Raw genomic sequence first — 14001 nt, forward strand, 5'->3', positions numbered from 1 at the left:
ACCTCTTCCCATTCCGAACAGAGAAGTTAAGCCCAATTGTGCCGATGGTACTGCGAAAGTGGGAGAGTAGGTAGCCGCCATTTTGAGCCGAGCGGGTGTGATTGCAGAAGCGATCGCACCCGCTCTTTTTTTGTGCGCTTCCGGGAGCCCAGTGTTAGCTCACAGCACAGCAGCGCCCGCACTCCTACCCACAGCCCCGCCGCTTACCACCCACCACACCGCCCTGCTCCGCCAGCAGAACTGAAGCCAGCGGCCAGCCGTACGTCAACCGAGCTGCCAGCCGAGTACACGCCACTTACCCCCCTTGCCTAAATCAGTCAGTAGCTTAACGCGAGCTGGCCTGCTAACCTTGTCTAAGTCATTCCCCTATTCGCGGGGCACGCGTCGTCAGCTTAGTGCTAGCCTACTCGTCCGCCTTACCTAAGTACATTCTCCTCTTCGCGGGATGCGCGCCGTCAGTCTAGCGCATATCAGCCGCCACTCGACGGCTCCCCTGTCGTCAGCTGGACACGCCCACACTTTCAAAGTTTCTCTCAGCTCGCCTGCCATTCGGCTGCAGGCGAGCTGTTCGGCTTAGCATGAACTGACCTAGACTCAGCTGCACACTCTGCCTCCCCAGTCCTTGCAGGGCTCTTCTAGCTTGGGGTACAGCTGCCCTGCCTGTTGCTTGTAAGACCATTTGTTGACGCTCCGTACGGCCCTTGATCTTCGTGAAAGCTGTGGCGAAGGGAGGAGGGCGGAGCTTCCTGGCTAGGGCTCGTGCGGGGTGAGCGTTGGGGGAGAGCGGTCGGCACAGGAGCGTACTTTTTTGAATAACTTTGTGCTGTGGCTTTGTGTATAGGGGCTGCGGCATGCATTGCTTGAGAGGGGCGAGGACCGAGATGCTGCGGGAGCGGAGGACCAGATAAGTTGGAGCAGATATAATAGATGGGCTTATGTATTACGGGTATAGTTATTCGCCGATGGTGAAGATTATCACGGCGAGCTGCTTGGTCTTGCTGCTGGGGGCCTGCTACCTCTCCCCAGGCTGGGTCAGCTACCTCTTGCTGGTGCCGATGCTGCTGCCGCTGATCTACCTGCCTCGCGGCTATGAGCTGCAGGAGGATAGGATCGTGCTGCATTGCCTCCTATGGCGCAAGACCTTTCTGCTGGCGGACTACGAAGTCAGGGCCCCCGAGCAGGAGCCGCTACTGGGCGGTATTCGGCTTTTCGCTTCGGGCGGCTATCTCGGCTTTACGGGCTTTTTCTGGCTGCCGAAGCGAGGTTGCTGTAGCCTCTTCGTCGCAGATCAGCGCGGGCCTTTCCTGGAGCTGACGCACCGCACGATGCATCGCCGCTACATCATCAACGGCAGCTTAGCCGCTTAGCTCCTTGGTCGGGTCTAGGGCCGGGTAAGCTAGCCCTACAGCATCGAGGCTAAGTCAGCGGTTGCATGTCTTAGACGGAGCAAGGGTCGTCTAAGTAGAGAGCTTCGTCTCCCACTCGGGGAGGCGAAGCTCTCTGCATATAGGGGGCTGTGGCTCTTACATAGGGGGGGCGGGGCTGAGGGATATCCCTCAGTTCGTCGATGGATATCAGTCAGCGCTCTGAGGGACGTCCGTGGGGACGCTGAGGGATATCCGTGGCGAAGGCTGGAGGGAGGGGCGGAGGAAGCTGCGGCGCTGCTTCGTCGAGCTGAGCCCTAGCCTGGGAGAGCTCCCGCGGCCTTGAGGGGAGGATGGGACGAGCGATGGGGGAGGGTCGTACTCGGACAAAACGGCAGAGTCGCCCTAGGGGAGCGAGGGGCGATTTAGGGCGCTTGGCCACGTCTTTTTGCTTGCTTCGGGGCTTGTATACTGCCCGTTCCTTGTGCTGTGCGGGGCTTCTGAGGGAGGCTTGACGAAGGGTAGATTAGGGGCTTTTTGTCGCCTCTCGGACCGCCCTCGGAGGCGGTTCTGACGATTGGGCAGAGGGGCCGAAATTTGTTCTTTTTTACCTTATCTTTGCCTTTGAAATCCAGAACCACAGCGCCCCAGGGCTGGTCTAGACTAGAGCAGCAGCTGGGGTGAAGGAGGCTGCCACGGCGGCCTCATCCCTTGTACATAGACGTCGCTCCTCGTCCGCGGGGGTGCTGTATGTCTCTTTATACTAGACAGATAATAAACCACACTTATAGACAAACCATCACAGGGTACACATCATGACAGAAAGTAAACGCGCCTTGTCGGACTACATCTACCAGAGTAAGTATTCGCTCTATCGCGAGGATCTCGGCCGTAAGGAGGTCTGGGAGGAGAGTGTCGAGCGCATCCACCAGATGCACCTCACGCACCTAGGGATCCACGCTCCAGCAGCTCTGCAGGATGAGTGGTTCATGGAGCAGCTCCATGAGGCCATTGACTACTACAAGCAGAAGAAGTTCGTCGGCTCGCAGCGCAACCTCCAGTTCGGGGGTGAGCCCGTGCTCAAGTCGTCTGCCAAATCGTACAACTGTAGCTACTCGCACTGCGACCGCCTGGAGGTCTTCCGCGAGACGGAGTGGCTGCTGCTGAGCGGCTGCGGCTGCGGGCTCTCGGTCGAGCAGGCGCACGTGGACAAGCTGCCCGACCTGCTGCCCCTGGAGGAGCTGCTGGAGGAGAGCGAAGTCTTCCGCATCCCCGATAGCATCGAGGGCTGGTCGGATGCCATCCACCGCCTGATGGAGTTCTTCTTCGTCCCTGGCACGACGCGCCCTGTCTTTGACTATACGGATATCCGCCCCAAGGGCTCCAAGATCGCTGGGCGCTTCCTCGCCCCCGGGCCTGATGGCCTGCGTATTGCGCTGGATAATATCCGCAAGCTCCTGCGTGAGGCCGTCACGGCGGGTCAGCGTCGCCTCTCGGCGCTGCAGTGTACCGACATCATCGCGCACCTGGCGGACTCCGTCCTCTCGGGTGGGGTACGTCGCTCGGCGCTGATGATCCTCTTCAGCCCTGAGGATGAGGAGATGGTGAACTGTAAGCACGGCGACTGGTTCTCGACCAATCCCCAGCGCGCGCGCTTCAATATGTCGGCGGCTCTGGACCGCGGCCAGGTAGCGCGCGAGGTCTATGAGCGTCTCTTCGAGGCCATGCGCACGAGTGGCGACCCAGGGCTCTACTGGCGTGATGAGTTCGGCATCGGCTGCAACCCCTGCTGTGAGATCGGCTTCCGCCCCGTGGACCAGTACGGCAATACGGGCTGGCAGGTGTGCAACCTCGTGTCCATCAATGGGATGTGCTGCACGACGGAGGAGGAGTTCTACAAGATCTGCCGCTGTGCCTCTACGCTGGCTACGGTGCAGGCTACCTACATGGACTTTGCCTACCTCAGCCCCGCCACGCGCAATATCATCGAGGCCGATCCACTGATCGGGGTCTCTATCGGGGGGATCATGAATAATCCCCAGGTGCTGACCAATCCTAATATCCTCTCGGTCGGTGCTATGCAGGTGCGCCAGCAGAATGCCAAGGTCGCCCGCATCCTCGGCATCAACCCCGCCACGCGTACGACCTGCGTCAAGCCCGACGGTACGGTGAGCCTGCTGCTCGGGATGACCTCGGGTATCCACGGCGCCTACGCCAAGCGCTACTTGCGCAGCGTCGAGGCCAACATCGAGGAGCCCAACCTCAAGGCCTATGAGGAGGCCAACCCCAAGGCCGTGCAGCCCAATATCTTCAAGCCCACGACGGATAAGAAGATCTTCTTCCCCATCGAGGAGTCGGAGGAGACGCTGCTGCGCTCCGAGCTGGCTGGCCTCAAGCTGCTGGAGTACGTCAAGCTCGTCCAGCAGAGCTGGGTCATCCCCGGGATGACGGATATGAGCTCGCCCATCAAGAACAACGTGTCCAACACGGTCGACGTCCCCAACGACCAGTGGGATGTCGTCCGCGACTGGGTGTGGGAGAATCAGGACTACATCGCAGGCGTGACCTTCCTCTCCTCCTACGGGGATATGGACCTGCCGCAGGCGCCTATGTGCCGCGTGGCGACGCCTGAGGAGATCCTGCGTGAGTACGGGGTCGGCAGCATGTTCGCCTCCGGGCTGGTGGTTGAGGCTATCGAGGTCTTCGGCGACCTGTGGAAGGCCTGTGAGTCGGCGCAGGGTCGTGGCGAGCAGCTCTTCGTCTCCGATCAGGCGCTCGCGGACTACCTGCAGAAGAATGATCTGGACGAGGCGACGATCACTGAGGAGGAGCGCAAGCACATCCTCGCGACGCTCAATGCTAAGCTCAACGATAAGGTGGAGAACCTCGCGGCCAAGCGCGATATCGTACGTCGTATCATTAAGTTCGCGGGCAACTACTGCCGCGGCGATGTGTACAAGGCGGTGAACCTGCTGAAGAGCGTCAACAACCTCCACCTCTTCGAGGTGCTGAAGAAGACCTACAAGCCCGTAGACTGGAAGATGGTGGACTTCGGCGGCAAGCGCTATGCCAATGCTGATGAGCAGGCCTCTCAGGCCTGCGTCGGCGGTGCCTGCGAGATCAACTAAGCGGGCTAGCGCCCCCCGCTAGCCCGCTCGGCTAAAAGCACAGCGCCCCTGCATCCGCGATGGATGCAGGGGCGCTGCTGCGTTGTGGGGGGAGGAGAGTGAGCGCGCTAGCTGCGCTCGTGCTTCCTGCTATAGCGTGGCCGCGAGGCTCACTGCGGGCGCTGGAGGGAGGGCGAGGAGGCGCTGGCAGCGCTCGTAGAGCTGGTGTCGGAGCTCGGGGAGGGGGAGGCCTAGGGCGCTAGCTGCCTCAGTGTAGATGTCCTCAATCGGGAGGGGGGCTTCGTCCGTCTCGAGGAAGGCGGCATCCGCCCTATGGGCTAGGGCTAGGCTCTCGGGATGGTAGTAGCGGCCGAAGCTGAGGTAGAGTCCTTGGTCTAGGAGCTGGGCCGCCTCCGTCGCCTTGCCTCTGAAGCCGTGGATGACCCAAGGCATGTGGGGACGAAGCTCGCGCCGTAGGGCGAGGAGCTCGGCCGTACCCTTGACCAGATGGAGGATGAGGGGCAGCTGAAGGCGCTCCGAGAGCTCGATTTCCCCACGGAGGAGCTGCTGCTGACGGCTGTAGTCCGTGCCGCAGCGCTTGTCGAGACCTGCTTCGCCGAGGGCAAGGAAGGGGCTTTGGCCGAGGGCTTGCTCGAGCTGTAGTAGCGCGTCTTCGCCGAGCGTATCAATATACCAGGGGTGTATCCCGAGGCTGTAGGCGCTGTGGGGAGGTGCTGCGGGAGGAAGTCCTTCGCTGAGGCTACGGCTGATCAGTTGCCAGGCCTCCGCGCTGGGTGCTGCCTCGTGGTGGGTATGCAGGTCGATGAAGGGAGCCTCCATAGAGAGGGGAGGATGTGCGGGAGGTATTAGGGTACGGGATCGTAGCCGCTGCCGCCCCAGGGATGGCAGCGAAGGATACGCCGTAGGGCGAGGTAGAGCCCGTAGATGGGGCCGTGCCGACGTATGGCCTCCAGCGCATAGGTCGAGCAGGAGGGCGTGAAGCGGCAGGAGGGCGGTGTGAGGGGGGAGATAGCGCCCTTGTAGAAGAGGATGGGCAGCGTCAGCAGGAGGATGGCGAGGCGACGCAGTCCGCTGAGGAGGAGCTGCGGGAGCTGCCTAAGGCGTGTGCTACTCATGAGACGCGGGGGCTGCTGGATGCGGGTCCTCGCTGAGGCGCTCGAGGACGCGTGTCAGCGCCTTCTCCATGCCGCGGGAGACCTCGGCATAGCTGGGGAGCGTCTTCGCCACCGAGAGGAAGCCGAGGTGTACCCTGAGGCCGTGGCGCTGTGCCTGCTCTGTGATGGGATGCTTCTGTACGCGGTAGCTCTCGCGGATGAGGCGCTTGATGCGGTTGCGCTTATTGGCGCGCTTGAAGTACTTCTTGGCCACCACGACGAGGATAGCAGCCCCAGGACGCTCGCCCTCGAGGGCAGGCCGGATGTGCAGGACGACACGCAGCGGGTAGGCGATGAAGGCTGAGCCCGAAGCAAAAAGGGCGTCTACATCTCGCTTGAGATGCAGACGCTCTTCCTTGGATAGCGTATTGCGAAGGACTAGGCTAGGGCTGTCCACGGCAGGAGGGGGCTTACTTATTGACCTGACCGAGGTACTGATCGAGTACCATGGCCATGGAGGGCGCCCCTGGCGTAGGTGCTGCCAGGTCGAGGCGTAGCCCAGCCTGCTCTACAGCGGCGGTCGTCGCGGGGCCGAAGGCGGCCAGCACGGTCTTGCCCTGCTCGAAGTCCGGGAGGTTGTGTAGGAGGGAGGTCACCCCTGCGGGGCTGAAGAAGATGATCATGTCATAGCGCTCGGCCTTCTCCTCGGGGCTGAACTCGGCGCTGACGGTGCGGTACATGACGGCCTTGCTGTACTGGAGCTTCTTGGCCTCCAGCAGCTCGATGAGGTCGGCCTTGTGGTCCTCGGCCACGGGGAGGAAGTAGTGCTCCTTGGCGTGCTTGTGCATCAGGGCCACCAGCTCGGTCTGTCCACCAGCCTCGGGATAGAAGACCTTGCGCTTGCGGTAGACGATGAACTTCTGGAGGTAGTGGGCTACCTGCTCGTTGATGCAGAAGTACTTCATGTCCTCCGATAGGCTGACGCGTAGCTCCTCAGCGAGCTTGAAGAAGTGCTCCATCGCGATGCGCGAGGTGAAGACGATGGCCGTATGATCGAGGATATTCACCTTCTGGTCGCGGAACTCACGGCTGGATACCGACTCGACGACGATGAAGGGGCGGAAGGTAGCCTCGGCATCATGGCGCGCTGCGATGTCGAAGTAAGGGGACTTCCCTGACTCGGGCTTGGGCTGAGAGATTAGGATCTTCTTGATGCTCATGAATACATACCTAGATAGCGCCCGAGGCCTAGCAAGTAGAGGAAGGGCGCTAATTCGTGGGCGCAAAGGTACAAAAAAAGGAGCACATAGCCAGCCGAAGACGCGGCTAACCTACGGATAAGCTGGAGGATACCTAGCCCTTGTATGACGAGGAGCAGGCCTAGCGTGAGCTGCAAGAGGAGCGGTGCGGGGAGGGGGCTTAGGCAAAGCAGTCCCAGCGGTGCCAAACACAGCGCACGCAGCCAGTCGAGGAAGAAGTAATCCTGCCTCAGTGCCTCGCCTACGAGCCCTCCGAAGAAGAGGTAGCGCCAAAGCCAGAAGAGCCGAGAGCGTAGGTAGAGGAAGGCATAGCAGCCGAGGCTGGCGCCCCCGACAAAGAGCAGCATCCCTTGGTAGTCCTGCTTGCCTGCTGGGAGCGCGCCCATCAGTCCCATCAACCGTAGCGACAAGAAGCCTATCCCTAGACTATTGACGAGGTAGACGAGGAAGCGGAAAAGGTTGATCGGGGCGAAGCGGGCGATATAGCCCATGCCCGTATCACGTCCACGGCTGCGGAGGCTATGCACGGCTACGCCGAGTAGCCCAGGTGTATAGAGCCACAGGACGAGCGTCAGCAGCCAGAGGAGGCCGACGCCTAGGTAGCTTAGGTTGGTGAAGGCCTCGTATCGGAAGAGGGTCATGTCGTCGCAGGTGTCGGGATGAGGTCTAGCGCTGGGGCTGAGGGGAGAGGAGCGCTGCGGGGATAGGCTCGGTATAGCTGATGAGGTAGCCCGCGAGCTGGAGGTAATGCAGCTCGAGCTCTAGGGTAGAGTAGCGGAGGCTGAGGAGCCCCTCGGCTGGGTCGCAGCGCTCGAGGACGAAGCTGAGGAGGGAGCCGCTCGGTGGGTTCACCGCCTTGTAGGCTGCTTCCTTCGCCGTCCAGAGGAGGCGGAGGGCGGTGGCTCGGGGAAAGCCCTCGGCCTTCAGCTGCGCGAGCTCGCCCTCACGGACGAAGCGGGGCAGGACGCGCTCGAGCTCGGCGCGCTCCTCCTCGATGTCTATACCTATGTGGAGGGGGGAGGATTGGGGGACAAGGAGCAGGGCGACGGCGCTCGCACTGTGGCTGAGGCTCAGCGTCCAGTCGGGCTCCTTGGGGAGGTAGGGGGCTCCGTGCGGGTGGTGCGCTAGGGGGCTTGCCTTCCCGAGGGCGTAGTGCAGTGCCTGTCTCGTGGCCTCCTGCTCCAGCGCCCGACGCTCGCGGCGGTCAGCAGCTGGGGCAAAGCGGCAGAGGACAAGGCGTGCGCCCTCTAGGGCACAGGGGAGCTGCTGTAGCTCTAGAGCCATGATGCTAGCTGGGGCTGCTCGTCGGGGCAGGTGGTGGCGTGAGCTTGACCTCGGTGATGCGGAACTTCTCCAGCCCCGTCACCTCCATGCGCCAGCCTTCACTTGTCACGACATCGCCCTTGCGGGGCAGGTCTTGCTTCAGCTCGAGGACGAGTCCGCCGAGGGTGTCTACTTGGTCCTCGCTCTTGCCGAAGGTACCCGAGGGGAGGTTGAGCGCGCGCAGGACGTCCGTCAGCGGGGTGCCGCCCTCGAAGAGGTAGCTGCCGTCGGCGAGCCGCTTGTAGGGTAGCTCCTCCTCGTCGTACTCGTCCGAGATCTCCCCGACGATCTCCTCCAGCAGGTCCTCCATGGTCACGATACCACTCGTGCCGCCGTACTCGTCGACGACGACAGCGATGTGCTTCTTGCTGCTGCGGAAGGCCTCGAGGAGGTCATCCAGAGGCTTGTTCTCGGGAATGAAGTAGGCCTCACGGATGAGCCCACGCCAGTCGAAGTCGGCAGGCTTATCCTTGTGCGGCAGCAGGTCCTTGATGTAGAGGATGCCTCGGATATTGTCCTCCGAGTCCTCGTAGATAGGAATACGAGAGTAGCCGCACTCGATGGCGAAGGCCAGCACGCGGGCAAAGTCCCAGCTGATGTCGATGTCGCACATATCCACGCGCGGCACCATGATCTCGGAGGCTGTCTTGTGATGGAAGTTGATGATCTCCTCGAAGAGCTCCTTCTCCTCGGGCTCGTGTCCCTCCAGCAGGTCCACGGCCTGGGAGAGCTCATCGACCGAGAGGTCGTACTTCTTGGGCTGCATGCGGCTGGTCACAAGGCTCGTGGAGCGCATCAGCAGCGTGGCGAAGGGGCGCAGGGCGTGGCTGATGAGGCGCATCTTACCCGCAGAGAAGCGGCTGAAGGCCAGTGGTCGTGCCTGCGCGTAGACCTTGGGGATGATCTCCCCGAAGAGCAGCAGCAGCAGCGTCAGGATGACCGTCTGCACGAGGAAGCCCAGCAGTGGGCTCGTCCCGAAGTCGAAGATCTGGCTAAAGGCGTAGCCCGTCAGGATGACGATGGCTACGTTGACGAGGTTGTTCCCGATGAGGATGGTCGCCAGCAGGCGCTCCGAGTCCTTCAGCAGCTCCAGCAGTGCCGAGTCGGCAGGGTGCTCCTCTTCCTTGATCTCGTCGATGTCACTCGGCGAGAGGGAGAAGAAGGCCACCTCGCTAGAGGACATGAAGCCCGAGATGATGAGTAGTAGCCCACTGAGGGCTAGGGTGGTCCACGCCGAGAGGGCTATGCTCGGTCGGATGATCTGTGCTAATTCTTCCAATGTGAATGGGGTAACGAATGGGCTGCCTAGTGTGCACCCTCGAGGCGGCGTACCGTCTGGTACTGTGCCTCGAGCTCGGCAGCGGCGGTCTCCAGCTGCGTCTCGAGCTGGCGGATCTGTACGGAGAACTCGCGGCGCTGCGTGCTATCCTCGGCGCTCGCGCTCCAGCTGCGGCGTAGCTCCTCCAGCTGCTTGCGGCGCTCGGCCAGGCGCTGGCCGGCCTCCAGAGCAGCCTTGTAGCGCTTCATCGCCTCGGGCGAACGGAAGTCGGACCAGTGGCGGTAGATGCGATCGCCCTGCACGACGAAGAGGAGTTCGCCGCTCGCCTTTTGACTTGGACGGCTGGGGCTAGCGACAGCTGCCCTGTCCTTGCTGATAGGGAGGCCCGATAGCGAGGCGCGGGCGAAGTCGAACTCCTCTCCTGCTGTCTCCTCCCTTGGCTCGGCCTTGGTCTGCCCCGAGAGGAAGCTCGGCTTCGACGCAAAGCGGTAGATGTGCACGGAGTCGGGGCCGCAGAAGCGGTCGCTGACGAGTGTCCCCCAGCCTTCGCTCTCGTGCCAGGAGAGGAGGTAGTCGTTGTAGGGCGAGTTGTAGGGCATACCCAGGAGCGTAGGCTCGAGGAAGGCGCCGCCTCCGTCTCTGAGGCGAGAGATGTAGAGATCATAGCCACCGATGCCCTTCGTCCCTTCGCGGCCGAAGAGTAGCGTCGTGCCGTCCTCTAGGAGGATGGGGCAGACGAGCGGCTGCTCCTGATCGAGCGCTCGGGTGCTCAGCGGCTGGGGCTCCCATGCGCCTCCGACCTTGGAGAGCCATACGAGGCTCTGCCCCGAGGGGAGTAGCTGGTTGCGCTCCAGGGCGTCGCGGTAGCTGACGCTGGGCATCTGTGCCTCACCAGGCAGGGGCTCCTGCATTGGCTGGAGCCCAGGCTCGTAGGCCGCGAGGTGCTTCAGCCAGTCCGCCTTGGGGACGACGATGCTGTCTAGGAGCACTTGGCTATCCGCTCGGTCGCTCATGACGGCTGCACGATTGATCTGCCCGTGGAGCTCGCGGTACACAGCCATCGTCTCGTCGTCGAAGCGCTTGCCCTTAGCCGCTACCATCGCCTCGGCGATCTGGTCCATGGCCTCATTGATGCGGTAGGCTCGGTAGAGCTGGCGTGCATCCTCAAGGTGGGCTTGGGGTGTCTTGGCTGTGACCTGAGGCTTGGCCTTGGTCTTTGTGGGTTTCTTCGGCGTGCCCGCGGAGAGGGGTAGTGCTACAATGAGCGTCGCGAGGGCGAGATAGGGGCGGAGGAGGGTCATAATGAGAGTACGGGGTAGTAGCGTGGAGGCTAGAAGACGAACTGGGTACGCAGCTGCAGGCTGTGTACCTGGAGGCCATCATAGGCTGCGCCGACACGGGTGATCTTGCCCCCATCGCTTGCCGAGGCGTTCATCTGGCTGTAGCTGTAGCTGAGTCCGAGGAGGACGCTGGGGGAGGGGAACCAGTTGAGCGCTACGAGCGCATCCGTACTTGCCCCGCCCGTGCGGGCATTGAGGTAGCTGAGGCGTGCCATCAGCTCGAGGTTGCCCCCAGGGCTGACTTCGTCGGCGACGTTGTTGAAGACTGAGGCTGCCTTGAGGTACTTACGCTGCGTGCCGCGGAGCATGTAGCTACCCTCGATGTAGCCGCCGTAGTGGTTGCTGTAGCTGTGGGGACTTACGAAGAGTCCGCTTTGGAGCTTCTCGGGATCGGTGGCCGTCGGGTCGTAGCCTACGCGGGTGTAGAGCCCTTCGCCGAGGAGGTAGACCTTGGGGGTACGCAGAGCTGCCTCCAGCCCGAGGATCTCGTAGCGCTGCACCCCCGTCAGCGTCCTGAGGATGAAGCTGCGACCGTCGACATCCGAGCTAGGGGCCGCACGTAGGGTGAAGCTCCCGAGGGGATTCTGGCTGCGGTCACCAGCGCGCACGGTCCCAGCGATACCTAGATGGATGAGGCGGTCGGGCTCGGGACTAGGGAGCCAGACGGCGCGTGCTGAGATGCCGTAGCCCTCGCTGTAGTGGTTGGGGCTGGCATTGATGCTCTCGATGCCGCCAGCGGCAAGCGCTGCAGAGAGCCAGTAGTTACGCCCCCATTGACGCCAGTGGATGGACCAGTGGCGCGAGCTCTGTGCCAGGGGGGCGACGGCGGGCGCGAGGTTCACCGATCGGTGACGCGTGGCAGTATTGATCCCTATGCTGATGGGGTCGAAGATGTAGCCTACAGTGATGTTGGCCTGAGGCGCATAGCTGTAGCGGACGAAGAGATCGCAGAGCGTGACGCGGGCCCGAACAAAGTCCAGGTCGAAGCGCCCTGACCAGCGGTCGAGCTCTACAACTGCTGCGATGCGCGCTTGGCTGACTTGGCTCGCAGGTGACATACGGAAGGGAGCTCCCGAGTAACGCAGGTCGCTACTTCCAGGGACGAAGTAGGTAGCCGCATCGAAGGTAAGGCGCCCATCGATATTCAGGCTGAAGGACTTGTCCTTGTCAGCCTGCTTGGCCTGTCCTGTCTGTGCGCTGAGCCGCTGCAGGGGAAGGAGTGTGAGGAGACCCACCAGGAGTAGGCTTAGTCCTCTAGAGTCTGATAGCTTCATATCCGTAGTGTATTAGTTTGTTACAAAGATAGGATATTTGCTCGTCTCGCTTGCCTGTGCCCGAGCCTTCATGCTTGGGCTGCCGCTCCTAGGGCGTATGTGGAGTCCTCCTTAGCACCTGTACTCCCTCGCGCGCGTACATTATATATAGGATATATAGGGCATATATAGGGCTTGGGGAGCTAGGGTGGGGGTGCCTGTGAGGGCAGGAGCTTGCCTGCATGCGCTACGCTGTGTCCTTCTATCGTAGGGTGCTTCTACTTTTGCTCCTGCCTCTAGGGAGTGGCCTCTTGAGGATGATGCAGCCTTGGGTGAGCTGTAAATCAACACTTTTTTGTAATTTTGCTGGCTCTATGCGGGACCAAAGCCCCCGCACTTTGTGACGAAACTAATCAGCTTGCATAATGATCAAACGTATTGCCCTATGGGGCGCGCTCTGCCTACTGGGAATTAGCTTTAAGGCCGAGGCGCAGAACTATGCCATAGGTACCAACCTCCCCTATTGGCTCACGGGGACCATCAATCTCCAGCCTTCTATGGCGCTGACGCAGAAGGTCACGCTCGAGCTCGGAATACAGGCCAAGCCCATTGACTTTAAGTTTCCGCTGCCTACGGGGCTTATGGATACCTTCTACTCCGATAATTCGTTGAGTGCTGATGAGCGCTTCAAGTTTCACAATGTGTACCATACGCAGCATGCCTTCATCCAGCCTGGAATCCGTTACTGGGCGCAGGGAGCGTACAACCGGAGCTTCTTCGTCGGGCTCAATCTCATAGCTGGCTACTACAAGTTCGGTACCTATACGGGGAATCCTACTTACTCCAAGGGGTATCTCTTCGGAGGGGGGATGTCCCTGGGCTATGCCTATGAGCTCTCCCCGCGCTGGAATATTGAAGGTGAACTGGGCGGCTCCTTCGTCCAGGCACTCTATGATCGCTACAACAGGAAGGGCGTCCTTGAGGCAGCGGATCAGCAGCGCTCACTCATGATCCCCACCCGTGTTAGTCTTAGTCTAGTGTATATTCTATGAAATCAAGCTTGCGTTTAACGACCTCACTTACGGGCCTGGCAGCGCTCCTCTTCCTCGGTGCCTGCTCCAAGCCCCTTACCCACAAACTTTATTATCAGACGGGCCGTCCCCAGGCGCTACTCCCCACCGACAAGGAGGAGCAGGCTGGTCGTGCGGGGCAGCTCTCTGAGATCGTCACCTATCAGCAGCGCATCGATACGCTGCGCAAGAAGTCTAGCAGCGAGACCGCTGCTCCCAAGAAGGATGACGGCGTCAAGACCATTTCCCTGCAGGGCGTGACCATTACCGCTGAGCGCCCCAAGGTCAAGATCTCTACCCTGCGCAAGGGGATGATCAACCTGACCTTCCTCGTCAAGGTGCCCGCTGCCTTTATGGATGATCGCTATCAGGTCGTGCTAAGCCCCACCCTCAACGCGGGCGATACGACCTATAAGCTCCCCCCAATGGTCCTCAAGGGCAAGCTCTTCGCTGCCGCACAGCAGAAGGAGCTCGATAAGGTCAAGGCCTTCGACGAGAGTATCGTCGATAGCGCGAAGTACGATAGCGCTTACTTCAAGCCCGCCAAGTACCGCCGCTTCATGCACCGTCTGCAGGGCAGCTACTACAAGGCCAACCAGCGCGAGATCAAGAGCTTCCTCAGCTATGATCGCTGGCGTAGCATCACCGAGCAGCGCTACCTCCGTAGCAACGCTCAGTCCAAGGGTGCCTACGACACGCGCTACCACGATGCCAGCCTCCGTATGCTGCGCAATGCCTACAATGCTTACCTCGCAGGCCGCGACAGTGCCGCCGTCCACACGCGCTTCAACGAGTACTATACCCCCGAGCGCGAGGCGAAGATCCTCGGGCTCAAGGAACGCTCCATCCAGCCCTGGAATACGCCCCGCCGCTACCGCAGCTTCGTAGAGC

Annotated in this window: 12 protein-coding genes, 1 rRNA gene and 1 pseudogene; 5 read left to right on the forward strand and 9 right to left on the reverse strand. The window is 61.4% G+C overall.

The window, feature by feature from the left end; translation table 11 throughout:
- The 3 genes from rrf to Q0248_RS00730 form a co-directional block, all read left to right on the forward strand.
- A 5S ribosomal RNA gene (gene rrf, locus Q0248_RS00720) occupies positions 1-83 on the forward strand; the annotation flags it as partial.
- Between the two features lie 879 nt (positions 84-962).
- The gene (locus Q0248_RS00725; RefSeq protein WP_299318571.1) at positions 963-1367 is read left to right on the forward strand and encodes a hypothetical protein; all 405 of its coding nucleotides are present in this window, start codon (positions 963-965) and stop codon (positions 1365-1367) included.
- A gap of 812 nt (positions 1368-2179) precedes the next feature.
- Positions 2180-4492: a hypothetical protein gene (locus Q0248_RS00730; protein ID WP_299318574.1), complete on the forward strand. Its 2313-nt coding sequence runs from the start codon at positions 2180-2182 to the stop codon at positions 4490-4492.
- Positions 4493-4621: 129 nt separating this feature from the next.
- Here Q0248_RS00730 and Q0248_RS00735 read toward each other — a convergent pair whose 3' ends face one another.
- Genes Q0248_RS00735 through Q0248_RS00775 form a run of 9 tightly spaced genes read right to left on the reverse strand, consistent with a single transcriptional unit; the run spans position 4622 to position 12061 of the window.
- Complete coding sequence (locus Q0248_RS00735) at positions 4622-5311, reverse strand: TatD family hydrolase (protein ID WP_299318576.1); 690 nt, start codon at positions 5309-5311, stop codon at positions 4622-4624.
- Between the two features lie 26 nt (positions 5312-5337).
- Positions 5338-5559 (reverse strand): membrane protein insertion efficiency factor YidD, encoded by a 222-nt coding sequence (gene yidD, locus Q0248_RS00740; protein WP_299318597.1) that lies wholly within the window; start codon positions 5557-5559, stop codon positions 5338-5340.
- A gap of 40 nt (positions 5560-5599) precedes the next feature.
- Positions 5600-6043 carry a ribonuclease P protein component gene (locus Q0248_RS00745; RefSeq protein WP_299318579.1) on the reverse strand — a complete coding sequence of 148 codons (444 nt, stop codon included), beginning with the start codon at positions 6041-6043 and terminating at the stop codon, positions 5600-5602.
- Positions 6044-6056: 13 nt separating this feature from the next.
- Positions 6057-6806: a uroporphyrinogen-III synthase gene (locus Q0248_RS00750; RefSeq protein ID WP_299318581.1), complete on the reverse strand. Its 750-nt coding sequence runs from the start codon at positions 6804-6806 to the stop codon at positions 6057-6059.
- The gene (locus Q0248_RS00755) at positions 6803-7486 is read right to left on the reverse strand and encodes a DUF4271 domain-containing protein (RefSeq protein ID WP_299318584.1); all 684 of its coding nucleotides are present in this window, start codon (positions 7484-7486) and stop codon (positions 6803-6805) included. The genes Q0248_RS00750 and Q0248_RS00755 overlap by 4 nt, the downstream gene beginning before the upstream one ends.
- Positions 7487-7511: 25 nt before the next feature.
- Positions 7512-8129: a 4'-phosphopantetheinyl transferase superfamily protein gene (locus tag Q0248_RS00760; protein WP_299318586.1), complete on the reverse strand. Its 618-nt coding sequence runs from the start codon at positions 8127-8129 to the stop codon at positions 7512-7514.
- A gap of 4 nt (positions 8130-8133) precedes the next feature.
- Positions 8134-9447 (reverse strand): gliding motility-associated protein GldE, encoded by a 1314-nt coding sequence (gene gldE, locus Q0248_RS00765; RefSeq protein ID WP_299318589.1) that lies wholly within the window; start codon positions 9445-9447, stop codon positions 8134-8136.
- Between the two features lie 26 nt (positions 9448-9473).
- Positions 9474-10748, reverse strand: a complete 1275-nt coding sequence (locus Q0248_RS00770) for a hypothetical protein (RefSeq protein WP_299318590.1) — start codon at positions 10746-10748, stop codon at positions 9474-9476.
- 29 nt (positions 10749-10777) lie between these two features.
- The gene (locus Q0248_RS00775) at positions 10778-12061 is read right to left on the reverse strand and encodes a porin (RefSeq protein WP_299318593.1); all 1284 of its coding nucleotides are present in this window, start codon (positions 12059-12061) and stop codon (positions 10778-10780) included.
- A gap of 404 nt (positions 12062-12465) precedes the next feature.
- Here Q0248_RS00775 and Q0248_RS00780 point away from each other — a divergent pair, with 404 nt between their 5' ends.
- Complete coding sequence (locus Q0248_RS00780; protein ID WP_299318595.1) at positions 12466-13092, forward strand: DUF3575 domain-containing protein; 627 nt, start codon at positions 12466-12468, stop codon at positions 13090-13092.
- Positions 13089-14001 (forward strand): annotated as a pseudogene (locus Q0248_RS00785) (hypothetical protein); the annotation flags it as partial. The gene Q0248_RS00780 and the pseudogene Q0248_RS00785, both read left to right, overlap by 4 nt.

It is taken from the genome of uncultured Porphyromonas sp. (assembly GCF_938046015.1).
Classification (GTDB): Bacteria; Bacteroidota; Bacteroidia; order Bacteroidales; family Porphyromonadaceae; genus Porphyromonas.